General features: G+C 32.8%; 23 protein-coding genes and 1 tRNA gene. 12 read left to right on the top strand and 12 right to left on the bottom strand.

Going from position 1 to position 23888, the window contains the following annotated elements:
* Positions 1-37: 37 nt before the first annotated feature.
* Together kbl and C7H52_RS04005 are read right to left on the bottom strand one after the other, a co-directional pair.
* On the bottom strand, positions 38-1234 hold the full coding sequence (gene kbl / locus C7H52_RS04010) for a glycine C-acetyltransferase (RefSeq protein WP_106462597.1): 1197 nt from the start codon (positions 1232-1234) through the stop codon (positions 38-40).
* A gap of 30 nt (positions 1235-1264) precedes the next feature.
* A complete protein-coding gene (locus tag C7H52_RS04005) occupies positions 1265-4405 on the bottom strand; it encodes a UvrD-helicase domain-containing protein (protein WP_106462596.1) in 3141 nt (1046 codons plus the stop codon).
* 125 nt (positions 4406-4530) lie between these two features.
* On the opposite strand from C7H52_RS04005, the gene C7H52_RS04000 reads away from it, so the two are divergent.
* Complete coding sequence (locus tag C7H52_RS04000; RefSeq protein WP_106462595.1) at positions 4531-5142, top strand: superoxide dismutase; 612 nt, start codon at positions 4531-4533, stop codon at positions 5140-5142.
* A 245-nt stretch (positions 5143-5387) separates the two neighbouring features.
* On the opposite strand, the gene C7H52_RS03995 is transcribed toward C7H52_RS04000, so the two are convergent.
* From C7H52_RS03995 to C7H52_RS03975, 5 genes are all read right to left on the bottom strand, one after another.
* Complete coding sequence (locus C7H52_RS03995) at positions 5388-6548, bottom strand: metal ABC transporter permease (RefSeq protein WP_106462594.1); 1161 nt, start codon at positions 6546-6548, stop codon at positions 5388-5390.
* Complete coding sequence (locus C7H52_RS03990) at positions 6541-7641, bottom strand: metal ABC transporter permease (protein ID WP_106462593.1); 1101 nt, start codon at positions 7639-7641, stop codon at positions 6541-6543. The genes C7H52_RS03995 and C7H52_RS03990 overlap by 8 nt, the downstream gene beginning before the upstream one ends.
* Positions 7642-7710: 69 nt before the next feature.
* Positions 7711-8448, bottom strand: coding sequence for a metal ABC transporter ATP-binding protein (locus tag C7H52_RS03985; protein WP_106462592.1), 738 nt, complete (start codon positions 8446-8448; stop codon positions 7711-7713).
* Between the two features lie 12 nt (positions 8449-8460).
* Complete coding sequence (locus C7H52_RS03980; protein WP_106462591.1) at positions 8461-9372, bottom strand: metal ABC transporter solute-binding protein, Zn/Mn family; 912 nt, start codon at positions 9370-9372, stop codon at positions 8461-8463.
* Positions 9373-9384: 12 nt separating this feature from the next.
* The gene (locus C7H52_RS03975) at positions 9385-10197 is read right to left on the bottom strand and encodes a transporter (RefSeq protein ID WP_106462590.1); all 813 of its coding nucleotides are present in this window, start codon (positions 10195-10197) and stop codon (positions 9385-9387) included.
* Positions 10198-10295: 98 nt separating this feature from the next.
* Here C7H52_RS03975 and C7H52_RS03970 point away from each other — a divergent pair, with 98 nt between their 5' ends.
* On the top strand, positions 10296-10952 hold the full coding sequence (locus C7H52_RS03970; RefSeq protein WP_106462589.1) for a metal-dependent transcriptional regulator: 657 nt from the start codon (positions 10296-10298) through the stop codon (positions 10950-10952).
* 1 nt (position 10953) lies between these two features.
* Positions 10954-11361, top strand: a complete 408-nt coding sequence (locus C7H52_RS03965; RefSeq protein WP_106462588.1) for a hypothetical protein — start codon at positions 10954-10956, stop codon at positions 11359-11361.
* Here C7H52_RS03965 and C7H52_RS03960 read toward each other — a convergent pair.
* The 4 genes from C7H52_RS03960 to C7H52_RS03945 form a co-directional block, all read right to left on the bottom strand.
* Positions 11358-11495: a FeoB-associated Cys-rich membrane protein gene (locus C7H52_RS03960; RefSeq protein ID WP_245918527.1), complete on the bottom strand. Its 138-nt coding sequence runs from the start codon at positions 11493-11495 to the stop codon at positions 11358-11360. The two genes, C7H52_RS03965 and C7H52_RS03960, sit on opposite strands and share 4 nt — an antisense overlap.
* Positions 11496-11503: 8 nt before the next feature.
* On the bottom strand, positions 11504-13603 hold the full coding sequence (gene feoB / locus C7H52_RS03955) for a ferrous iron transport protein B (RefSeq protein WP_106462587.1): 2100 nt from the start codon (positions 13601-13603) through the stop codon (positions 11504-11506).
* Complete coding sequence (locus C7H52_RS03950; protein ID WP_106462586.1) at positions 13603-13830, bottom strand: FeoA family protein; 228 nt, start codon at positions 13828-13830, stop codon at positions 13603-13605. The genes feoB and C7H52_RS03950 overlap by 1 nt, the downstream gene beginning before the upstream one ends.
* A gap of 75 nt (positions 13831-13905) precedes the next feature.
* A complete protein-coding gene (locus C7H52_RS03945; protein ID WP_106462585.1) occupies positions 13906-14577 on the bottom strand; it encodes an SCO family protein in 672 nt (223 codons plus the stop codon).
* Positions 14578-14736: 159 nt separating this feature from the next.
* Here C7H52_RS03945 and rseP point away from each other — a divergent pair, with 159 nt between their 5' ends.
* The 9 genes from rseP to C7H52_RS03900 all read left to right on the top strand — a co-directional run bounded on the left by rseP (position 14737) and on the right by C7H52_RS03900 (position 23249).
* A complete protein-coding gene (rseP, locus tag C7H52_RS03940; protein WP_106462584.1) occupies positions 14737-16077 on the top strand; it encodes an RIP metalloprotease RseP in 1341 nt (446 codons plus the stop codon).
* Positions 16078-16141: 64 nt separating this feature from the next.
* A tRNA-Asn gene (locus C7H52_RS03935) sits at positions 16142-16215 on the top strand.
* A 73-nt stretch (positions 16216-16288) separates the two neighbouring features.
* Positions 16289-16957 (top strand): 16S rRNA (cytidine(1402)-2'-O)-methyltransferase, encoded by a 669-nt coding sequence (gene rsmI, locus C7H52_RS03930; RefSeq protein WP_106462583.1) that lies wholly within the window; start codon positions 16289-16291, stop codon positions 16955-16957.
* Between the two features lie 183 nt (positions 16958-17140).
* Positions 17141-18493, top strand: a complete 1353-nt coding sequence (locus C7H52_RS03925) for a PSP1 domain-containing protein (RefSeq protein WP_106462582.1) — start codon at positions 17141-17143, stop codon at positions 18491-18493.
* On the top strand, positions 18474-18968 hold the full coding sequence (locus tag C7H52_RS03920; RefSeq protein ID WP_106462581.1) for a gliding motility lipoprotein GldH: 495 nt from the start codon (positions 18474-18476) through the stop codon (positions 18966-18968). Before C7H52_RS03925 ends, C7H52_RS03920 begins: the two co-directional genes overlap by 20 nt.
* Before the next feature lie 35 nt (positions 18969-19003).
* Positions 19004-21328 (top strand): penicillin-binding protein 1A, encoded by a 2325-nt coding sequence (locus C7H52_RS03915; RefSeq protein ID WP_106462580.1) that lies wholly within the window; start codon positions 19004-19006, stop codon positions 21326-21328.
* A 119-nt stretch (positions 21329-21447) separates the two neighbouring features.
* Entirely contained in the window at positions 21448-22146 is a 699-nt protein-coding gene (locus tag C7H52_RS03910) for a CoA transferase subunit A (RefSeq protein ID WP_106462579.1), read from the top strand.
* Positions 22147-22177: 31 nt separating this feature from the next.
* Positions 22178-22528 carry a four helix bundle protein gene (locus tag C7H52_RS03905; protein WP_106462578.1) on the top strand — a complete coding sequence of 117 codons (351 nt, stop codon included), beginning with the start codon at positions 22178-22180 and terminating at the stop codon, positions 22526-22528.
* 67 nt (positions 22529-22595) lie between these two features.
* Positions 22596-23249: a CoA transferase subunit B gene (locus C7H52_RS03900; RefSeq protein WP_106462577.1), complete on the top strand. Its 654-nt coding sequence runs from the start codon at positions 22596-22598 to the stop codon at positions 23247-23249.
* Between the two features lie 82 nt (positions 23250-23331).
* Here C7H52_RS03900 and C7H52_RS03895 read toward each other — a convergent pair whose 3' ends face one another.
* Entirely contained in the window at positions 23332-23877 is a 546-nt protein-coding gene (locus C7H52_RS03895) for a coiled-coil domain-containing protein (RefSeq protein WP_106462576.1), read from the bottom strand.
* Positions 23878-23888: the final 11 nt, after the last annotated feature.

The raw sequence follows: 23888 nt of genomic DNA, 5'->3' as shown, positions 1-23888 counted from the left end.
TACATTTTTTACGTTAAATTATCCTTAAAGATGCTTTTTAGGTAATGATATCAAGCTTTTTTCCGACCTTTATAAAAGCCTCTACAGCTTTATTGAGCTGGTTTTCAGTATGTGCTGCAGACAGCTGGACTCTAATCCTCGCTTTTTCTTTAGGAACTACTGGAAAGAAAAATCCAATAACATAAATTCCTTCTTTTAAGAGCTCATTTGCCATACTTTGAGCTAATTTCGCATCATAGAGCATTACAGGTACGATTGCTGAGTCTCCGTCAACTATATCAAAACCTGCTGCTTTCATACCTTTTTTAAAATGATTAGTGTTTTTTTCTAACTGGTCTCTAAGACTCGTATCATTCTTTAATAAATCGAATACCTTTATAGATGCACCAACAATTGCAGGCGCTAAAGAGTTTGAAAACAAATATGGTCTCGATTTCTGACGCAACATTTCGATAATTTCCTTTTTACCTGTCGTATAACCTCCCATAGCACCACCTAAAGCTTTCCCTAAGGTACCTGTAATAATATCTATTCGGCCAAGAACACCTTTTTCTTCTAAAGTTCCAATACCGGTTTTACCTATAAAACCTGCTGCATGACATTCGTCTATCATAACCATCGCATCATATTTATCGGCTAAATCACAAATTTTGTCTAATGGAGCAACCAAACCATCCATTGAAAACACACCATCGGTTACAATAATTTTAAAACGGGCATTTTTTTCGTTTGCAGCAATAAGTTGTTGCTCCAAATCCGCCATATCATTATTTTGATATCTAAAACGTTTGGCTTTACACAAACGCACTCCATCAATTATAGAGGCGTGATTTAAACTATCGGAAATAATAGCATCCTCTGCGCCTAATAACGGCTCAAAAACTCCACCGTTGGCGTCGAAAGCTGCAGCATATAAAATAGTATCTTCAGTTTGATAGAAATCTGCTATTTTTTGTTCTAATTCCTTATGAATATCCTGAGTACCGCAAATAAAACGGACAGAGGACATTCCAAACCCATGCGTATCCATTGCGTCTTTTGCTGCCTGAATAACATCTGGATGACTAGATAATCCCAAATAGTTGTTAGCACAAAAGTTTAAAACGGTTTCTCCTGTATTTAAAGTGATTTCTGCACCTTGAGGTGAAGTAATTATGCGTTCAGATTTAAATAATCCATTATCTTTAATGGTTTGTAATTCTTCAGCTAAATGTTCTTTTATTTTTGAATACATATTTGTTTTTTTTCAAATTTAAGGTCTTTTTTAAACTTCTTCAATAATTATAGCATCATTTATATACACTATTAATAATTTTTCTACTGCAAAGCCAACATCTTCCAATGCTAACCTATATGCATGTAGCTGCTCTTTATACTTCGGGTTTTTTAACCCTGTTTTATAATCGATAATAGTTGCTGTATTATTCTTTACTACAAAACGGTCTGGTCTTAGTATTAACCCGTTTTGAGATAATAAATCGGTTTCATTAAAAATGGAGTAATCACGACTATAATAACCTTTAAGTGATTCCATATTTACCAAATCATTTAATAAGGGCAGAAGGTTTTTAGCTTCTTCTTTAGACACGTTCCCTTTTGTAATCTGGAAATTTACAGCTGCACAAACATCTTTTGCATAATAAACTCGCGACATAATATGGTGTATTGCATTACCTTTTTGAAGTGCTTCTTCCTGAACTGATCCCCACAACGCTCCTGAAGATGTAATTAAGTGAATACCATGATCTTCTTTAGCAACGCTTATAAACTCTAGAGGATTTGATTCATTATCACTTGATGATTTTTTTTGCGAAAGCTGATTTATATTTCCAAAATTTATATGTTCTTGACTATTTAATTGTTCTCCTAAATGCTCAAGATAATGATATAATATACCTTGATAGGTTTCTAGGTTAGGTTTTGCCTCTTTTTTGGTTATTATACATAAACGTTCTACTGCTCTAGTTAACGCTACATAAAATACATTTATAACATCCAATTCTTGTTGGGCTCTATGGTTAATATAGATACTATTGGTGTGGCTATTATAATTTTCAAAATCGTTATTATAGTCAAGAAGAATGGAATTTATGTTTGACACTTGACTATCGGCTTCGTTAAGTTCAATCCACTCCTTTGGTTTAATTTCATTATATACATTTAAATCTACAAACGGATATATAACCACAGGAAACTCCAATCCTTTTGAAGAATGAATCGTCATAATTTTTACAGCGTTAGCTTCGCTTGCTGTAGATATTTTAAGTTTAGTTTTATTCAACTCAAAATATTCTAAAAATTCTTGAATTGAACTTGAAACTTTTTGTGTAAACTCAAATACAGTTTCCAAATAAAACTGTATGTAAGCATTGCTTTGATGGACTAATTTAAATTGTCTTATAATGGTTTCTGCAAGCTCGTATAATGGTAACTGTTGTGATGACTGAGCATCAAAATAAAAACCAAATTTCTCAAAAGGCTTAAAAAAGGTATTATTTTCTAAGTGAATATGATCCAAATAAAACGTATGCTTGTCTTCAATATTTAATTTGATTGCAATAAAATCTAAAATAATAAGACGGTTCTCTACATCTGATGCATTTTGTATATGCTGCAAAACAGCATTTATAAAACCTATTTCATCTGCATTTACAAGCAGCAAGGAGTCTGATGATGTAAAAGGTATATTTTGGTCCCCTAAATAATTGGCAATTGTTTTTGCTTCACTTTTTTTTCTAACTAAAACACAAAGGTCCTGGTAATTATAATTTAGTGCCAAGCAGCTTTTAATATGTTCTAAAACAGTTTCACAGTATAATGGCTCTGCTTCTTCCTTATTTTTATATTCTAAAAAAGTAATACCCACAAAACCCTCATGGTTAGAGATTTGTTTTTGAGCTGCATTTTCGTATAATTCCTTATATGCTATATGATTTAGACAGTGCTTTGAAATAAATTTAAATAAACCATTATTAAAATTTACAACTGCTTTATGACTGCGATAATTGCTTTCTAATTTTACCACTTGCTTTGGCTCTATAAATGGCTCATCACTATTTATTAACCCTAAAAACTGTTCTGCTTTTCCTCCACGCCATCTGTAAATGGCTTGTTTTGCATCACCAACTATCATAGCTGTGCCTTTCTCGTTAGGAAGATGTTCTGTGCTTAAAGTATTATCAATTAATGGGATAAGATTGTTCCATTGCAACTCGCTAGTATCCTGAAATTCGTCTATAAAATAATGGTGGAAACGCTCACCTATTCGTTCATAAATAAAAGGAATAGGTTGATTTTTAATTTCATCACTAATAATGCCATTAAATTCTGAAACAAGCATTTTATTATCATCTTTTTTTATCGTATTTAACGTTTGCTTTATTTGATTTAAAAGTGATAGTGGAGTGATGTTTTTGTAAATACTTTTGTAAAATTTCCAGGCATAAAAACTCTCTTTAACTTTCATAAAAGCCCTATATATTTCTGGAATAATTTCGTCAAGTATCCTCTGAGTTACGACGGGTGCAGATTTTTTATAAATACTCTTAGCCTGCTCTAAATTTTCTTCTAATTTAGTTTTATACGCGTCCTGCTGGCTTAACGATAAAGCTTTCTCAAAATAGTTCCAGACTGACCCGCGGTTAAAATCATCTTTGGTAATGTGGTAATTTTTAAAGGTTTCCAGAGTTTGCTGCGCAATTGTCTCGACACTTATTTTATGCTTTAAAACGTTATTTTTAATATGTTTTTTTAAACGCTTAAAATCTTCCAAAGACACATTTTCAATATCTTTTGTTTGTTTTAAATGGTTTTCATTTACGAGTAAAAGGGCAATTTCATTTAAATCTTTAGAGATATCCCAGCTTTTATCATCATCTGCTTTTTCAATAGCAAAGTTTATAAGTATTTTAGTAAGTTCTTTATCTGTACCTGCTTTAGCAATAAGTAAGTCTACAGCTTTTTGAAGTAATAAAACCGTATCTAATTCAACTTCAAAATTAACGGGAAGTTTCAAGTCATGTGCAAAAGTTCTTATTAATCTGTGATTAAATCCGTCAATTGTAGAAATATTTAATGCTGCATATTGTTGTAATATAACTTCTAATACCAAAGAAGCTCTTTGATGTAAAATGGTTTTGTCAATATTTAAATCTAGTGCTATAGCATTAAATATATCGTTAGAGCCATTAATAATGTCTGGGTTAGAAAAATCCTTTAAGCAATCTATTATACGGTGTTTCATTTCACCAACTGCTTTATTAGTAAAAGTAATAGCTAATATTCGTTGAAATTTATAAATGTTAGAAGTGGCTAACAACAAGCTTAAATAAGCTTTAACTAAAGTAAATGTCTTACCGCTTCCAGCAGATGCATCGTAAATTTTAAAAGAATTAGTCTGATTCATTTAGAATATATAAATCATAAAGTAACGGATTTACGATGAGTTAGTTGTTAAAGAAATTTAAAAAATTATTTTATTCCATCTAATTATCGTTAATTTTGAAATTAACAAAACTAAAAACAAAATTTATGTCATTCCAATTACCAAAATTAGACTATTCATACGATGCTTTAGAACCACATATCGATGCAAGAACTATGGAAATTCACCATAGTAAACACCATCAAGGATATACAAATAATTTAAATGGAGCTATAGAAGGCACCGATTTAGAAGGAAAAACTATTGAAAATATCTTAATTAATTTAGATATGGACAATAAAGCGGTTAGAAATAACGGTGGAGGATTTTATAACCATTCTTTATTCTGGTCTATAATGAATCCTGACAATAAAGGTCGTTTGTCTGGTGCATTAAAGGATGCTATTGAAGCAAAATTTAAAACTTTTGATGCTTTTAAAGATGAATTTAGCAAAGCTGCAAAAACCCAATTCGGTTCAGGGTGGGCTTGGTTGTGCGCACACGAAGACGGAAGCGTTTCTGTGTGTTCTACACCTAACCAAGACAACCCACTAATGCCAGGAGCAGGTTGTGGCGGAACACCAATTTTAGGATTAGATGTTTGGGAACATGCATATTATTTAAACTACCAAAACAGAAGACCAGATTACGTTGAAGCTTTTTTTAACGTAATTAACTGGAACGAAGTAGAACGTCGTTACGCAGTTGCTACAAAATAAAATTTAAAGTTTTAAAACTATTAAAAAGCTCAAGACCATAGGTTTTGGGCTTTTTGTTTTTTAAAAGTATTAAGGCGTTTCCTTTCAGCTCGTGCTAAACGCTATATCTTTTTTTGCCACATGCAAAAGCAAAAAAAGAATGCCGCTTCTATCACTAACGCAAAAAAACAAGAGACTGAAGACTGTGGACTGTGGACTGTGGACTGTGGACTGTGGACTGTGGACTGTGGACTGTGGACTAAAAACTAACCTCTAAACAAAAAGAAATCGTCTTTCATGTCTTCTATTTGAGCATCTTTATTAGTTATGATATAATCAATCGCTTTTGTGGTAAAAGTGTTTCCTTTTTCAGTTAGAGATACTATATTTTTATTAATTACAATCATATTATTTTTCAACGCTAAATCTAAAACAGATTTTGCGCGTACTTTTTGCCAGTTGATATGTTCCCGCAAGTGATTAACATGACGTTCTTCCAACTCGTCATGATTTTTTAAATGCAATAAAAAAGTTAACAAAGACACTTCTGTACGTTGCTGTTTTTCTCGATACAACACAGCAATAACCCCTTTACTTGGTGCAAATAAATAGACTAGTAAAAATACAAGACCTAACATGGTAGTAATGCTTCCGGCAATAGAGGCATCTAAAGTATGAGCCAACCAATAGCCTGAAATTGCACTAAAAACTCCAAAACCTACTGCAAGCAGTAGCATTTTTTTCAGATTGGTAGTTAATAAATAGGCACTAGCAGCTGGTGCAATCATAAGTGCTACGACCAGAATAGCTCCAACCGCCTCAAAAGCTCCAACTGTGGTTACAGACGATACACTCATTAATCCATAATGAATAAGTATTGGAGAAAATCCTAACGAAGCCGATAAACCTTCATCAAAGGTGCTTACTTTCAATTCTTTAAAAAATGCAAAGAGTAATACTAGTGTTAATACTAAAATACCTCCAATTAACCACAAAGATTTCGGGCCCACATCTGTACCAAACCAAATCAAACGATCAAAAGGTGTAAAAGCCAGTTCTCCTAGTAATACCGCGTCTATATCCAAATGCACGTCATTGGCATTTTTTGCAATCATAATAACCCCAATACTAAACAAAATTGGAAACACTAGTCCAATTGCTGTATCTTCTTTAACTAAGCCTGTTTTTTGAATATATTCCACTAATACTACCGTAATAATTCCGGTTAATGCCGCAAGTAAAATAAGAATTGGCGAATTTAAATCTTGTGTAATAAAAAAACCGATAACGATACCCGGTAAAATGGAATGACTAATAGCATCGCTTATCATAGCCATTTTACGAAGTACTAAAAACGTGCCTGGTATAGCACAAGCAATTGCGACTAAACTCGCAATTAACTGTATTTCAACCTGAGCGTTATTCATCTTTAAAATTTTGGTTGTACAAATTACTTGCTTTTTCAAAGCCTTCAGGAGTTAAACTCCAGTTTAAACCAGAAATCGTGATGTAATTTTTTTCTTCCAGCTCCTGTAATGTTTTTCGTGTAAAGCCTTGAAAATTATTTAATAATTTGATGCTGTGCGGATGTGAGATATCTTCGTGAGTTTCTGCAATATGATGCATAAAGGATAAAGTTTTATAAAGCTCTAAATCGCGACGGTTTTTCATAAATCGAATTTGTTTAAATAATAAACCTCGACTTGGAGAAAACACAAAAGAAACCAGCACAAACACTCCTGCAACAATGACAATTACCGGACCAGTAGATAAATTATTTTGACTAGCACTAATTACTGTTCCAAACACTCCAGAAAAAGCGCCAAAAACAGCTGCCAAAATAACCATAGTACTTAAGCTGTTTGTCCACTGTCGTGCTGCTGCTGCTGGTGCTAAAAGCATCGCACTCATTAAAACCACACCTACCGTTTGTAAGCCTAAAACTATGGCTAACACTATAAAACTTGTAATTAATACATCTATAAATTTGGTGTTAAATCCTAAGGTTTTGGTATAATCGGCATCAAATAATAGGATTTTAAATTCTTTCCAGAACAGCAATAATACAAATAGACATAATCCCGTAACTATAGCCATTAAATACACATCTGCAATGAGTAATGTAGCTGCCTGACCAAATAAATATTTATCTAATCCTGCCTGATTGGCGTTGGGTTGCTTCTGAATAAACGTTAAAAGTAACATTCCAAACCCAAAAAAAAGTGACAAAATTAATCCTAAAGCTGTATCGGACTTTAAATGTGTTTTGGTGATAATACCACGAATCCAGAACGTACCAACAAGTCCACTAATTAAGGCACCAAGTAATAACACATTACTTTCTTTAGCACCCGTTATTAAAAAAGCTATCGCAATACCTGGCAAAGCAGCATGAGAAATAGCATCTCCCAAAAGACTTTGCTTTCTTAACACCGCAAAACTTCCAAGCATACCACAAACTGCTCCCAAAATGGCAGTTCCTATTGCAATAACAAGAAAGGTGTAATCTGTAAAGTTCATTTTTTCTTTAGTAGTTGGTATTTGGTAAAATCGTTAATTGATGACTGATAGCTGTTTCATTACAAAAACCTATTTATTAACACTTACCTTAAAATTAATCCCGTAGGTTTTAGTTAAATTATCATCATTAAAAATATCTTTCACTGCACCTGTTGCTATTTTTTTCACATTTAAAAAGGTAACCCAATCGAAATATTCTGGTACTGTTTGCAAATCGTGATGTACAACAACTACAGTTTTGCCAGCTTTGCGTAATTCTTTTAAAATATTAATAATAGCAATTTCTGTTGTTGCATCTACACCTTGAAAAGGTTCATCCATAAAATAGATAGATGCATTTTGCACTAAAGCTCTTGCTAAGAAAATACGTTGTTGTTGCCCACCAGAAAGCTGACTAATTTGTCGGCCTTTAAATGGTAACATTCCTACTTTTTCCAGAGCTTCTAAAGCAGCTTTCTTCTCTTTCTGTCCCGGACGTTTAATCCAACCCAAAGCACCGTAAGTTCCCATAGTAACAACATCTAAAGCTGTGGTTGGAAAATCCCAATCTACACTTCCCTTTTGTGGCACATAAGCAACCAAGTCACGTTGTTTTTTATATGGTTTCCCATATATAGAAACACTACCAGCTATAGGTTTTAAAATACCTAAAATAGATTTAATAAGAGTCGATTTTCCTGCTCCGTTAGGACCAACTATAGCCATTAAAACACCTTCTGGAATTTCTAAATCGATGTCCCAAAGTACAGGTTTATAATTATATGCAACCGTTAAATCGTCTACCTTAATAGCTATTGGATTTGACATAAATACGTGTTTTTATTTTAAAGCGTTTACAATAGTCTTTACGTTATACTCAAACATACCTACATAAGTTCCTTCAATAGTTCCTGAGGTTCCCAAAGCATCTGAATATAAAGTACCACCAATCTGAACGTCATGATTTTGAGCTTTTACTGCAGCTTGTAAAGCTTCAATGGTACGTTTAGGTACAGAACTTTCAACAAAAACTGCTTTAATTTTATGCTCTATGATAAAACTTGCTAATTGTTGTACATCTTTCACACCTGCTTCTGTAGCTGTACTTAAGCCCTGTAAACCAACCACTTCAAAGTCGTAAGCTTTTCCGAAGTAATTAAACGCGTCGTGAGCGGTAACTAATATACGTTTTTCCTTAGGCAATGCTTCTATTGTAGATTTTACTGTAATTTCCAGAGCATCTAGTTTTTCTAAAAATTTAGCTTCATTTGCTTTATAATTTTCACTGTTTTCAGGATCTTTTTCAGACAAAACTTTAGTGACTTTTTTTGTGAATTGCTTAAAATACTGAATATTGAACCAAACATGCGGATCGTAATTAGAGGCAAAATATTCGCTCCCAATTAACCCGGATTTATCCAATTCTTCAGCTAAAGCAATTTGAGATCTGGTGTTATTTCCCATTTTTTCAAAAACCTCAACCAATTTACCTTCCAAATGCAATCCGTTATAAAAAATAACATCTGCATTAACTAGTTTATTCACGTCGCCTTCACTTGCTTTATACAAGTGCGGGTCTACTCCAGAGCCCATTAAACCATTAACAGTAATGTGGTCTCCACCAATATTTTGTACCAAGTCGGTAATCATGGTAGTTGTAGTTACTACATTTAATTTTCCATTAGAGTTTGTTTCATTTTTACAAGAAACCAATGTTATAACAAGTGTTACAAGACATAATATATTCTTCATTTTTTATCGTATTTATTTTTTAGGAATTCTAAAACTTACTCCTGCACTTAATAAAATATCTTGTCCTTTAGTAAAACTAGATCCAAAAGTGGCATCAAACTGGACATTATTGTTTAGCAAGTAGGTAAAACCAGCATCCCACAAGTGGTTGGCTTGATTATCTTCAGGAAAATCGCCATAAACTTCAACATAAGCACCAATTTTATCTGTAATACTATAACCATAAGCCAAGGTATATAGATAAGCAACTTCTGAAGAGTCATTTCCCCAAGCAGCACCTAAATTATAAGCTAAGCTAGATTTTTCACTTAAGGTATGAGCAAAAGAAAATCTAAAATCGGCTCCTGTAGTTTCTGGTCTATAATCTGTAGAAGCGGTAAAAGGTAAATACAAGTGTCCCAGAAAACCAATCTCTGGCATAAATCCATTTTCCTGAGTAATAGTGGTTTTAAAACCTAGTAATAAAGGCTCGAAGCCAGAAGTTACATTGTCTAATGTTCTACCATTTACTGTAGTTTGACCTTCGGTGAAATTCCACCCCAATCTTAATTCTAAATTATCTAGTAATCCAAAACGCACTAAGGTAGTGTTGTAGGTGTAATTTTCAGATTTTACGGCGTTTTCTTCAAAACTTTCATAAAAACCACCAGTTTCAACCTGTAAAAACCCTTTAGGCATCGCAGTTGGAGATTCTGTTGCGTCTGGTCTGTCGGTAATTAATGCTCCCAATTCTGCATCTACATTATCTGTAATACTTGTATTCGTATTTTGAGCGCTTACCCAAATACTTATCCCAAAACATATTAGAGCTAATTTGTATTTCATTTTAGTTAATTTTTATGCAAATATAAACTTATTTTTAGATTAGTCTAAAAATAAGTTTAGAAAATTAGTATATATTTGTAATACGATAATATGGAGCAATGACTTTAACCGAAGAAAACTATATAAAAGGAATTTATCATTTAGGCAAACAAGGCAAGGAAAGTGTAAGTACTAATGCGGTTGCCAAAGCCATGAAAACCAAAGCGTCTTCGGCTACAGATATGATTAAAAAATTGTCTGATAAGCAATTAGTAAACTATGTTAAATACCAAGGTGTTAGCTTAACCGCACAAGGACAATTAGCGGCTAAAAACATTATTAGAAAACATCGCTTATGGGAAGTTTTTTTGGTTGAAAAATTAAATTTTACTTGGGATGAAGTTCATGATGTTGCAGAACAGTTGGAACACATAAAATCTGAAAAATTAATAAATGAATTAGACGCGTTTCTAAATTTTCCTAAGTACGATCCGCACGGAGACCCAATTCCTGATAAAAACGGAAATTTTAATAGCATAGATAAAATCATTTTAGCTAACGCGGAATTAAAAAAAATATATAAATGTGTTGGAGTAAAAGACACCTCCACAGATTTTTTAAGGTATTTAGATACCAATAAAATTGCATTAGGAACGTTATTTGAAGTAATACACAAAGAACCTTTTGATAATTCTTTAAAGCTTATGTATAATAATACAGAATTAGTGGTTTCCCAACATGTTGCAAAAAACATTTTTGTATCTATAGAACTATAATATGAACTATTTTTTACTTCCCTTTTTTCTCTTAGCCTCTTTAACTTACGCGCAAGACACTACTGTAGTAAAAGCGCCAAAAATTGTTATGGAGCAAAAAATAAATCAGGCAATTCCTGTAAATAATATGTCAGTCACTTTACTTAAAGTCTTAAGTGATTCTAGATGTCCTATTGGAGTAACCTGTATTTGGGCTGGAGAAGCCAAAGTACTTGTTGAAGTTATTACAAATGGGAAAAAAGAAAAAAAAGAAGTTTTTATAACTTCAAACGGATTAACAAAGTCAAGTTCTTTTATAGCAAGTGATGGAGAATTTAATATAAATGCTATTGACCTTTTACCTTACCCTGAAGAAGGTAAGACTATTGGCGAGTATATTTTAAAGATAAATGTTACTAAAGCCAATTAACAACCACAACTGCCATTACCACAGTCTTTTCCTGCTTTAGATTTTTTTGGTAAAATATATTTATAGACTAAAAACCCTACAGCAATAAGTAATGCCGCTCCTACCAAAACCTTTTGTATCACTGGACTTTCCATAAGATTGCTTATTTTAAAAACTGATAGCTTGCAAAAGCCACTACGTATGCCAATGCCGTCATAACTACTAATTGGTAAGCTGGCCATTTCCAGCTGTTAGTTTCTTTTTTAACTATAGCTAAAGTACTCATACATTGCATGGCAAATGCATAAAATAGTAACAATGAAATTCCCGAAGCAAAATTAAATAATGGTCCACCTAAAATAGGGTTGACCTCGCCTGCCATTCGGTTTTTAATCGTTTCTTCATCGTCATTACCAACACTATAAATGGTTGCTAAAGTTCCTACAAACACTTCACGCGCAGCAAAACTACTTACTATGGCAATACCAATTTTCCAGTCGTAACCTAAAGGTCTAATAACAGGCTCTATAGCTCTTCCTGTAATTCCTATAAAAGAATGTTCTAATTTATGTGAAGCAATTTTCTTGTTAAGTTCTTCACTTCCTAAATTATCTGAAGCATATTGCTCTGTAACTATTTCTTCGGCATTATTAAAGGCATCACCTGGACCATAAGATGCTAAAACCCATAGCACGATAGAAATAGCCAAGATTATTTTTCCTGCTCCAACCACAAAGGATTTGGTTTTTTCTAAAACCGTTAAACCTACATTTTTAAGAAGCGGCAGTTTGTAATTGGGCATTTCTACTACAAAAAACGTTTTGCTTTTTATTTTTAACACCTTATTTAAAAGGTATGCTGAAAATACTGCCGAACCGAAACCTATTAAATATAAAAGCATTAAAGTTAATGCCTGATAGCTTAATCCAATGATAGAACCTTCCGGTATAACCAAGGAAATAATAATTAAATACACAGGTAATCTGGCAGAACATGTTGTAAATGGCGTAACTAAAATAGTAATTAATCGTTCTTTCCAGCTTTCAATATTTCGCGTTGCCATAATAGCCGGAATAGCACAAGCTGTTCCTGAAATTAATGGGACAACACTTTTACCGCTTAGTCCAAATTTTCGCATGACGCGATCCATTAAAAACACCACACGGCTCATATAACCACTTTCTTCTAAAACAGAAATAAATAAAAACAGGAAAGCAATTTGTGGTATAAAAATTACTATACCACCAAGTCCGGAAATAATTCCCTCAGCCAATAAATTGGTAAAATCTCCTGGAGGCAAGGTATCTTTAACCCATTCACTTAAGTTTGCAAAAGCTGTGTCTATTAAATCCATTGGTACGCTAGACCAATCGTAAATAGCTTGAAAAATAAGTAGTAAAATGAAGAAAAAGATTACATAACCAAAAATCTTATGCGTTAAAATACGATCCATTCTAGTTCGTAAATCTTTAGCTTGAGAGGCATCAACCGTTTTACCAATTTTTAAAACTTCATTAATAAACTGGTAACGTTTAATGGTTTCCTTTTGTTGAAGTCGTTTTAAATCGCCTTCAGATTTTGTTTTAAAACTCGTAATGGCATCAATTTCCTTCCTATTGGTTTTTCCAAAATTGACATCTTGTGTAATGACCAGCCATAATTTATATAGTAACTGATTTGGAAACGCCACTCTTAACCTATTAAAATATTCAGAATCAATCTCTGAAGCATTTAAACAAGGTTCTGTAGATATATCCTTATAAGATTGAATCGTTTCCTTTAACTCTGCAATACCAGAATTTTTTCGGGTACTTATTAAGGCTATTTTTGTTTTTAAGTGTTTTTCTAGATAAGGTATATCTAAAGAAATCCCTTTATAAGACATACGATCTGCCATATTTATAGCAAGAATGGTAGGGATTTCTAAATCTTTAATTTGTGTAAATAATAATAAGTTACGTTTTAAATTTTCTACATCACTTACCACTACAACAACATCGGGAAAATCTTTGTCGTTTTTATTAAGCAACAATTCAATAACCACATTTTCGTCTAAAGACGAAGCGTTTAAGGAATACGTTCCCGGTAAATCTATAATATGTGCTTTAAGATTTCTGTCTAACTTGCAAATCCCCTGTTTTTTTTCAACCGTAATTCCTGGATAATTCCCAACCTGCTGGTTTAAGCCTGTAAGTGCATTGAACACCGAGGTTTTACCTGTATTAGGATTTCCAATTAAAGCAATATTAATATGTTTACTCATTACAGTTTTTCAATTAAGATATGAATGGCTGTTTCTTTTCTAATAGCTAAATGCGTCCCGTTAATATTTAAATACATGGGATCCGAAAACGGGGCAACTTGTACCAATTGTACCTTATTACCAGGTAAACAACCCATTTCCAATAACTTTAAAGGAATTTCTACAGACGAAACGTCTAATATTACTGCGTGTTCTCCACGCTTTAAATCTGCAAGTGTATGGCTCAAGCTTATTTAGATTGATTTTAAAGAAGCAAAAGTAGTAGAAATTAATCAGTCAAAAAAAAATATAGACCTAAAGTCTTAATCATATTCCTTTTTTAACGTTTTAAGATCCTCTAATAATTGTTGTATAGCTTCTGGATCTGTACCGTCATAATAATTTCTAATTCTTCGTTCTTTATCTATTAACATAAAGTTTTCGGTATGGATCATATCATATTCATCTCCATTACCATCTGTTAAAACAGCAAAGTAACTTTTTCTAGCTAACTCATAAATTTGTTTTTTATCGCCGGTAACCAGATTCCATTTTTTATCATTCACCCCTTTTTGTTGTGCATAACGTTTCAATTGAGCTACCGAATCTATTTTAGGAGTAACCGAATGAGACAACAACATAACCTCATCATCATCTAAAATTTCTTTTTGAATTTGATACATGTGATCTGTCATGATAGGGCAAATGGTAGGACAAGTTGTGAAGAAAAAATCGGCAATGTATATCTTGTCTTTATAATCCTCTTGAGTTATGGTTTTACCATTCTGATTAATTAAAGAGAAATCGGCAATTTTGTGATACTTTTTTACATGCTGAATAGTAGTGTCCACTAACTCTTGGTTTACCGATGCTGGTTGCCAAATAGGCAAAACTTTATCTACACTTAGTATAGAATAGAACACTGTTATAATTACAGCAGAAAGCAAAATAAAAAAAAAGGCAAACTTTTTGTAGTCTTTAAAAAACTCTAACATAATAGCTTATTAATACTACAAAAATACAAGATAGGAATCGTACCAAAAACTTTATACACTCATAAATTGCTGTTAATGTCTTAACTCAATTCATTTTAATTTTTTTAAACCAAGCTTAAATATGTACTTTTGGGCGATTATTTACAGATTATATACTACATGGAATTTATTATAAAAATTGGACAGTTTCTTTTAAGCTTGTCATTATTAATAGTGTTACACGAATTAGGTCATTTTATTCCTGCAAAATTATTTAAAACCAGAGTCGAAAAATTTTATTTGTTTTTTGATGTTAAGTTTTCCCTTTTTAAAAAGAAAATTGGAGATACCGTATATGGAATTGGCTGGTTACCACTTGGTGGTTATGTGAAGATTTCTGGAATGATAGACGAAAGCATGGACAAAGAACAAATGGCTTTACCACCACAACCTTGGGAATTTCGTTCTAAACCAGCTTGGCAACGTTTAATAATTATGCTTGGTGGTGTTACCGTAAACTTTGTATTAGCCTTACTTATATATATTGTAGCCTCTTGGGCTTATGGCGATGCCGATATTTCTACAGACAGTATAAAAGAAGGATATACCGTTCAAAATCCTTTATTAACTAAATTAGGTTTTGAAACGGGAGACGATGTTGTTAGGATTGATGATAAAGAAATTACAAAATATTCTGAGATTAAAGGAAATATTATTGGCGCAAAATCGGTTACCGTAGAAAGAAACGGCGAACAAAAAACCATTGCATTACCAGAAGATTTTTTAGGACAATTATCTACAAGTGATGATCGAGATTTGTTTGAACTTAGAATTCCTTTTGTAGTAGTGAAAGTTCCAGATTCATCTTTAAATAAAAATTCAGGATTAAAGGAAGGCGATATTATTAGAACATTAGATGGTAAAGATGCTGAATATACAGATCAAGTTGTTTCAATTGCGAAAGATTCAAAAAATCAAACTATTAAAGCTGACGTGTTAAGAAATGGAGAATTGGAGTCTTTAGAGTTAAAAATAAATGATAAAGGGGAATTAGGTGTTGTGCAAGGTGTTACATACAAAAGCATGGAAGAGTTAGGGTATTTAAAGGTTGTTAGAAACGAATACTCTTTTTCAGAAAGCTTCGGTGTAGGTCTAGATAAATTCACTTCTCAAATTACAGGCTATTTTGGGCAATTAAAACAAATTTTTAGTCCAAGTACTGGTGCTTACAAAGGTGTTGGTGGTTTTAAAGCGATTTACGACGTATTTCCAGACACATGGAGCTGGCCGGCATTTTGGAGTATTACTGCTTTTCTATCTATTATGTTAGGGGTTCTTAATTTATTACCTATTCCTGCTTTAGATGGTGGACATGTGATGTTTTTACTATATGAAATGATTTCCGGACGTAAGCCTGGAGACAAATTTATGGAGTATGCACAAATGGTTGGTTTCTTTATTTTAATAGCTTTAGTGCTGTTTGCCAACGGAAATGATATTTTTAAAGCACTTTTTAATTAAATTTTTATAAAAAAGTTTTGTGCAATTTAAAAAACCTTTTATATTTGCGCACTCAAACAAACACTCCTCTTTAGCTCAGTTGGTTAGAGCATCTGACTGTTAATCAGAGGGTCCTTGGTTCGAGCCCAAGAAGAGGAGCAAGTTTAAAAGCCTTTACAGCAATGTAAAGGCTTTTTTTATGCTATATTTATAGACTACTAATAAAAACATAATGCTATACTTAGTACCAACACCAATAGGCAATCTAGAAGATATTACTTTTCGAGCGTTACGCATACTTAAAGAAGTCGATTGTATTTTAGCTGAAGACACCCGAACTTCCGGAAAACTCTTAAAGCATTACGAGATTAAAACGCCAATGCAAAGCCACCATATGCATAACGAACATAAAACGGTAGAGCAATTAATTAAACGTCTTCAAAATGGAGAAAAAATAGCGTTAATTAGTGATGCCGGAACTCCTGCTATATCAGACCCAGGGTTTTTATTAACCCGCGCCTGTGTAGAGAACCAGATAGAAGTTAACTGCTTACCCGGCGCAACTGCTTTTGTACCTGCACTAGTAAATAGTGGTCTACCTAATGATAAATTTGTTTTTGAAGGATTTCTTCCAGTAAAAAAAGGGCGACAAACCCGTTTGAAATTTTTAGCAGAAGAAACTCGTACTATGATTTTTTATGAAAGTCCTCATAAATTAATTAAAACATTAGGTCATTTTTGCGAGTATTTTGGAGAGGAACGTCCGGTTTCGGTTTCAAGAGAAATTACAAAGCTTTTTGAAGAAACTGTTCGCGGTACTGCAAAGGAAGTTTTAGATCATTATACTAATAAACCGCCTAAGGGCGAAATTGTTGTTATTGTTGGCGGCTTACCTTCTTAAAACCCGGAAAAATTCATTTATTTTTTTCTTTTAGAAGAAATAAAACTTACTTTTTAGAGTTGTTTTTAGTAGAGTTAAAGTTTACACTTTTTATCTCGTTATAATAATAGTATATTTACACTAATTTACATCATATTAACCCTCATCTAAAACCAAGTTTTAGATTCTATATATATAAAACAAATGGCTTGTCAAAGTTGTGCAACAGGAACCGATGGTCAACCAAAAGGTTGCAAAAATAATGGTACATGTGGTACAGACAGTTGTAATAAACTAACCGTTTTCGATTGGTTATCTAACATGTCTTTACCAAATAATGAAAAACCATTTGACTGGGTTGAAGTTCGCTTTAAAAACGGACGAAAAGAATACTATAAAAACACTGAAAATTTATCGTTAAGCATAGGAGATATTGTAGCTACACAAGTACAATCTGGACATGATATTGGAATGGTTACTTTAACCGGAGAATTGGTTAGAGTACAAATGAAGCGAAAGAAAATAAATGCCGAAACGAAAGAATTCGAAAAAGTATATCGTAAAGCTTCTCAAAAAGATATCGACATTTGGTCTGCTGCAAGAGACAGAGAAGAACCTATGAAGGTAAAAGCAAGGCAATTTGCTATAGATTTAAAACTGAAAATGAAAATTTCAGATATTGAATTTCAAGGTGATGCCAGTAAAGCAACCTTTTACTATACTGCAGAAGAACGTGTTGATTTTAGAGAGCTTATAAAACTATTTGCCAAAGAGTTCAAGACCCGTATAGAAATGAAACAAGTTGGGTTTAGACAAGAAGCGTCACGACTTGGTGGTATTGGATCATGCGGAAGAGAATTGTGTTGTTCTACTTGGCTAACAGACTTTAGATCGGTAAGTACAAGTGCTGCACGTTACCAACAACTGTCTTTAAATCCGCAAAAACTGGCTGGGCAATGTGGTAAATTAAAATGTTGTTTAAATTATGAGCTAGATTCTTATTTAGATGCTTTAAAAACATTTCCTAAAACGGAAACCAAACTTTATACGGAAAAAGGAACCGCAGTTTGCCAGAAAACAGACATTTTTAAAGGTCATTTGTGGTATGCTTATGAAGGAGATTGGATGAATTGGCATTTGTTAACCAAAGAACAGGCCAATGCCATTATTTTTAAAAATAAGAAAAAAGAAACTGTTGCTAGTATAGAGGAATATGCAGTTAATATAACGGAAGAGCCTAAAACTGAATTTGAAAATGTCGTTGGACAAGACAGTTTAACCCGATTTGATAAACCTAAATCTAAAGGAAGAGGTAGACAAAACAAGTCTAAAAAACGAAATCCTAATTCGGCTACAAAATCGGCAAATCCAAATCAAAAAAGAACAGCATCTAAAAAAACAGGCCCTAAACCAAAGCGAAATCAAACAACAACAGACGCAAAAGTAAATCCGAAGGAAGCTCCAACACAAAAAAATAATTCAAAAAAAAGAAGACCTTCTAATAAGCCAAGAAAAACGAGACCTAACCCGAATACCAATGATTCAAAAAAAGACTAATATAAATTTCATATTAATTATTGCTGTGATCTGTTTTGTATCATGCAAAAATGATATGGTCTTTGATGAGTATAAAGAAGTCTCTACCTCTTGGAACGAGAAAGATATCGTTTCTTTTAAAATGAATCCTAATGACACTTTACAAGCTTATAATTTATTTGTAAATGTTAGAAACACCAATGAGTATAAATACAATAACTTATTCCTTATTGTTGAAATGGACTTTCCAAATGGTAAAGTAGTTGTAGATACGCTAGAATATAAGATGGCCTATAAAACAGGTGAATTATTGGGAGAAGGTATTGGCGCCATAAAAACAAACAAATTATGGTATAAAGAAGGCGTTAAATTTACCGAAGAAGGCGATTACGAAATAAAAATTCAACATGCTATGAGAAAAAATGGCGAAGTGAATGGAATTACAAATCTGGAAGGCGTTACCGATGTAGGATTTAGTATAGAAAAATCAAAATAAAAAACACCTATAACTTTTTTAATTAAAAGCGAGATATGGCAAAGAAAAAAAATAATCAAAACACAGGTTTTGGAACTTATATCAAATGGTTTTGGATGCTATTTTTAAGCGGTGTGCTTATGATAGTTCTTGTTTTCTTTTTAGCATCAGTAGGTGTGTTCGGAGAGCTTCCAGACCATACACAATTAGAAAACCCTAATACCAATTTAGCTTCAGAAATTATTTCTTCAGATGGAAAAACTCTGGCTAAATTTTATTTTAATGATAATAGAACGCCTGTAAGTTATGAGAACTTACCAAAAGATTTAGTAAATGCATTAATTGCAACCGAAGATGCTCGTTTTTATGACCATTCTGGTATTGATGCTCGTGGTACTTTACGAGCAATTGTTATGCTTGGTAAAGGTGGCGGTGCAAGTACAATATCTCAGCAATTAGCAAAACAATTGTTTACAGACCAGGTGTCTAGTAGTAAAATTGAACGTGCTTTTCAAAAAATAAAAGAATGGATTATTGCTATTCGTTTAGAGCGTCAATACACTAAAGAGGAAATTATTACACAATATTTTAATATTTACGATTTTGGTAATAATGCCGATGGTATTAGAAGTGCTTCGCGTATCTATTTTGGAAAAGAACCAAAAGATTTAAATGTAAAGGAGTCTGCTATGTTAGTAGGAATGTTTAAAAACTCCTCTTTATACAACCCAAGACCTTCTAGAAACCCAATCGGAACAAAAGACCGAAGAAATACCGTTCTAGACCAAATGGTTAAATATGGTTACTTAAAAGAAACAATTAGCGATTCTTTACAAAAAACACCTTTAGATTTAAAGTATACTCCAGAATCCCATCGTGATGGTACTGCAACTTATTTTAGAGCTTACCTAACAGAATATATGAAAGATTGGATTAAAAACAATCCAAAACCAGACGGGTCAAAATATAATTTATACAACGACGGATTAAAAATTTATACCACTATAGATTCCAGAATGCAGGAATATGCAGAAAATGCAGTTGCAAAGCATATGGAAAAATTACAGGCTGAATTTTTTGTTCAAAATAAACCAGATCGAAATAAAACAGCTCCTTTTTTAGGACTAACAGTAGACGAAGTTGAAGATTTATTGCGTCGTGACATTAAAAAATCCGAACGCTGGCGTAAAATGAAATACGATTTAAAAAAATCGGAAGATGAAATCTATGCTTCTTTTGAAAAACCAACTCCAATGAGTGTGTTTTCATGGAAAGGAGAGATAGATACTATTATGAAACCTATAGATTCTATGCGCTACTACAAATCCTTTTTACGTACAGGAATGATGAGTATGGAACCACAATCGGGTCATGTAAAAGCTTGGGTTGGAGGTTTTAATTACAGACATTTCCAATATGATATGGTAAAACAAGGTAAACGTCAAGTAGGCTCAACCTTTAAACCATTTGTTTACGCTACCGCAATAGACCAATTACACATGTCGCCTTGCGACCAATTACCAAAATCTCAATATACTATTGAAGCAGGAAAGTGGAACAATCAGAAAGCCTGGACGCCAAGTAATAGTGATGGTAGTTATGGTGGTATGATGACCTTAAAATCGGCTCTTGCAAATTCTGTAAATACCGTCACTGCACGATTAATGGATAAAGTAGGGCCAAAACAGGTAACCAATTTAGCTCAAAAATTAGGAGTAACTTCTAATATTCCTGAAGTTCCTTCCATTGCTTTAGGAACTCCAGACATTAGCGTTTACGAAATGGTAGGTGCTTATGCCACATTTGCAAACAAAGGGGTTTATATAGAACCAATTATGGTTACTGCAATTTCAGATAAAAATGATACGGTTTTAGAACAGTTTTTACCTAAATCTCAAGATGTTTTGAGCGAAGAATCTGCTTATGTTACTGTAAAGTTAATGGAAGGTGTTACTCAAGGTGGTTCTGGAACACGTTTAAGAACTAAGGGTGCAGATCAATGGAACGCAGTTTATAGAGAAATAATTACAGGTTATCCTTATGAATTTAAAAATCCAATAGCTGGTAAAACAGGAACTACACAAAATAACAGTGATGGCTGGTTTATGGGAATGGTTCCTAACTTAGTTACCGGAGTTTGGGTTGGTGGCGAAGACAGAGCAACACATTTTAGAAATATAGCGTATGGTCAAGGTGCTTCTATGGCATTACCTATATGGGGAATGTATATGAAAGACTGTTATGCCAATAAAGATTTAGAAATTTCTAAAGGTGAATTTGAAGCTCCTGAAGAATTAACTATCGAAGTGGATTGTGACAATTATAATCCAGATGGTTCGGAAACACCTCAAGTTCCCGATATTGATGATTTGGGAATGTAACTCTAAAATATAAATATTATTTTAAGGAATATTTAGAATAAGCCTTAATTTATTAAGCCATTCATTTTTGAATGGCTTTTTTATTTGTAAATTTATACTTCAAAAATAAACATAAACGAATGATTTCAAAAAAAGTAAATTCGGTTAAAGAAGCTTTAGAAGGTGTTAAAAATGACATGACCTTTATGTTAGGAGGTTTTGGATTGTGTGGTATTCCTGAAAATGCTATAGCCGAGTTAGTTGAAAAAAATATAAACGGATTAACCTGTATTTCTAATAATGCTGGGGTAGACGATTTTGGATTAGGCTTACTGTTACACGGTAAACAAATTAAAAAAATGATTTCTTCATATGTTGGAGAAAATGATGAATTTGAACGCCAAATGCTTTCAGGGGAATTGGATGTAGAATTAATTCCTCAAGGTACTTTAGCCGAGCGCTGTAGAGCAGCACAATCTGGTTTTCCTGCAATTTATACACCTGCAGGATTTGGAACTGAGGTTGCAAAAGGTAAAGAAACTCGTGAATTTGATGGCAAAATGTATGTGCTAGAACATGCTTTTAAGGCTGATTTTTCTTTTGTAAAAGCCTGGAAAGGCGATACCGCTGGAAATTTAATATTTAAAGGTACCGCAAGAAACTTTAACCCAGTCATGTGTGGCGCTGCAAAAATTACAGTAGCAGAAGTTGAAGAGTTAGTTCCTGCTGGTGAGTTAGACCCAAATCAAATTCATATCCCAGGAATTTTTGTACAGCGTATATTTCAAGGTGAGAAGTACGAAAAACGAATTGAGCAACGAACAGTGAGAACTAAATAATTTTTCAATGCACTAATTTAATAATGTAGCAATGGAAAGAAAAAACATAATTTTAGACAAATCAATTGAGTTTTCTTTACACATTATTGAATTTACAGAATTATTAGAATCTAAAAGAAAATTTGTAATTGCAAATCAGCTTTTAAAATCTGGAACAAGTATAGGTGCAAATATTCATGAAGCACAAAATGCAGAAAGTAAAGCAGACTTTATTCATAAATTAAAAATAGCAGCAAAAGAATTAGAAGAAACAAAGTATTGGCTATTATTATGCGAAAAAGCATCATCGTATACTTTTAACCCTATAGTTAAACTACAAATTAAAGAACTTGGTTTGATATTATATAAAATAATAAGCACGAGTTATAAAACAAAACCTTGACTTTAAAATTACTATTTCATAGTCAAATTGTTACATTTTTACATTAAAGAATTGAAACATTAAATATATGTTAGATAAAACAGGAATAGCAAAACGAATTGCAAAAGAAGTACAAGATGGTTACTATGTAAATCTTGGTATTGGTATACCAACTTTAGTAGCTAACTATGTAAGAGACGATATAGAAGTGGAATTTCAAAGTGAAAATGGTGTGCTTGGCATGGGGCCTTTTCCTTTTGAAGGTGAAGAAGATGCCGATATTATTAATGCAGGAAAACAAACCATAACCACTTTACCTGGTGCAAGTTTTTTTGATTCAGCCACCAGTTTTTCAATGATTCGTGGTCAACATGTGCATTTAACTATTTTAGGAGCAATGGAAGTGTCCGAAAATGGGGATATTGCTAACTGGAAAATACCTGGTAAAATGGTTAAAGGTATGGGCGGTGCTATGGACTTAGTTGCTTCAGCAGAAAATATTATTGTAGCCATGATGCATACCAATCGTGCTGGCGAATCTAAACTATTGAAAAAATGCAGCTTACCGCTTACTGGTGTTGGTTGTGTTAAAAAAATAGTAACCAATTTAGCTGTATTAGAAGTTACGCCTAAAGGATTTAAATTATTGGAGCGCGCTCCAGGAGTTTCTGTAGAAGACATCCAAAATGCTACAGAAGGTGAATTGATTATAGAAGGTGATATTCCTGAAATGAATATCTAGATATAAATACACGTCATTTATAAATAAAAAAATCTCAAACTAATGTTTGAGATTTTTTTATTTATTCAACATGCAACTCATTTTATTCAGGTAATACAACCTTTCTAAATTCTTCTCTCCGTTTTTTTAGATTTTCTCTTGCTAAAGAAATACGATCTTCAAGTACTTTTAATTTATCTTCTGCTTTAGATATCTTTTTTTCTTTTTCTATAGCTTGCTCTAAAGTAATTACTTGATTCTCTCTTTGTGTTTTAACTCTTTCTCTAATTTTTACTATTTTTTCTCTACCATTACGAACAAACTCTTGCTTATCTTTTAAATTCTGCTCTTGTTCTTTAATTTTATTTTTAGCCTCTTCAGATCTTAGTTCTACAAACTCTCTGCCAGTTAAACCATTTTTGTATTTTCCATAGGCGTTACCGTTATTAGACTTATCATTTTTTATTTTATCATGATTGTGATTACCGTGATCTTTTTCTTTATGCTTTTTTAATTTTGCTTCTTTAACTTTCTCTGTTTTGTCATTATTCTTTTGGTTGATTTCTTTAGAGTTTTCCTGTGCAAAAGTGCTTAAATTTCCAAAGGTTAATACAATCCCAAAAGTTAAAATAAAAGTATATTTTTTCATCTTTTCTAATT

Source organism: Aurantibacter aestuarii, assembly GCF_003008425.1.
Taxonomy (GTDB): Bacteria; Bacteroidota; Bacteroidia; order Flavobacteriales; family Flavobacteriaceae; genus Aurantibacter; species Aurantibacter aestuarii.
This window is presented reverse-complemented; position numbering and strand designations above follow the sequence as displayed.

Coding starts and splice junctions, on each gene's coding strand:
- kbl (WP_106462597.1), bottom strand. CDS start 1,234: ATGTATTCAAAAATAAAAGAACATTTAGCTGAAGAATTACAAACCATT.
- C7H52_RS04005 (WP_106462596.1), bottom strand. CDS start 4,405: ATGAATCAGACTAATTCTTTTAAAATTTACGATGCATCTGCTGGAAGC.
- C7H52_RS04000 (WP_106462595.1), top strand. CDS start 4,531: ATGTCATTCCAATTACCAAAATTAGACTATTCATACGATGCTTTAGAA.
- C7H52_RS03995 (WP_106462594.1), bottom strand. CDS start 6,548: ATGAATAACGCTCAGGTTGAAATACAGTTAATTGCGAGTTTAGTCGCA.
- C7H52_RS03990 (WP_106462593.1), bottom strand. CDS start 7,641: ATGAACTTTACAGATTACACCTTTCTTGTTATTGCAATAGGAACTGCC.
- C7H52_RS03985 (WP_106462592.1), bottom strand. CDS start 8,448: ATGTCAAATCCAATAGCTATTAAGGTAGACGATTTAACGGTTGCATAT.
- C7H52_RS03980 (WP_106462591.1), bottom strand. CDS start 9,372: ATGAAGAATATATTATGTCTTGTAACACTTGTTATAACATTGGTTTCT.
- C7H52_RS03975 (WP_106462590.1), bottom strand. CDS start 10,197: ATGAAATACAAATTAGCTCTAATATGTTTTGGGATAAGTATTTGGGTA.
- C7H52_RS03970 (WP_106462589.1), top strand. CDS start 10,296: ATGACTTTAACCGAAGAAAACTATATAAAAGGAATTTATCATTTAGGC.
- C7H52_RS03965 (WP_106462588.1), top strand. CDS start 10,954: ATGAACTATTTTTTACTTCCCTTTTTTCTCTTAGCCTCTTTAACTTAC.
- C7H52_RS03960 (WP_245918527.1), bottom strand. CDS start 11,495: ATGGAAAGTCCAGTGATACAAAAGGTTTTGGTAGGAGCGGCATTACTT.
- feoB (WP_106462587.1), bottom strand. CDS start 13,603: ATGAGTAAACATATTAATATTGCTTTAATTGGAAATCCTAATACAGGT.
- C7H52_RS03945 (WP_106462585.1), bottom strand. CDS start 14,577: ATGTTAGAGTTTTTTAAAGACTACAAAAAGTTTGCCTTTTTTTTTATT.
- rseP (WP_106462584.1), top strand. CDS start 14,737: ATGGAATTTATTATAAAAATTGGACAGTTTCTTTTAAGCTTGTCATTA.
- rsmI (WP_106462583.1), top strand. CDS start 16,289: ATGCTATACTTAGTACCAACACCAATAGGCAATCTAGAAGATATTACT.
- C7H52_RS03925 (WP_106462582.1), top strand. CDS start 17,141: ATGGCTTGTCAAAGTTGTGCAACAGGAACCGATGGTCAACCAAAAGGT.
- C7H52_RS03920 (WP_106462581.1), top strand. CDS start 18,474: ATGATTCAAAAAAAGACTAATATAAATTTCATATTAATTATTGCTGTG.
- C7H52_RS03915 (WP_106462580.1), top strand. CDS start 19,004: ATGGCAAAGAAAAAAAATAATCAAAACACAGGTTTTGGAACTTATATC.
- C7H52_RS03910 (WP_106462579.1), top strand. CDS start 21,448: ATGATTTCAAAAAAAGTAAATTCGGTTAAAGAAGCTTTAGAAGGTGTT.
- C7H52_RS03905 (WP_106462578.1), top strand. CDS start 22,178: ATGGAAAGAAAAAACATAATTTTAGACAAATCAATTGAGTTTTCTTTA.
- C7H52_RS03900 (WP_106462577.1), top strand. CDS start 22,596: ATGTTAGATAAAACAGGAATAGCAAAACGAATTGCAAAAGAAGTACAA.
- C7H52_RS03895 (WP_106462576.1), bottom strand. CDS start 23,877: ATGAAAAAATATACTTTTATTTTAACTTTTGGGATTGTATTAACCTTT.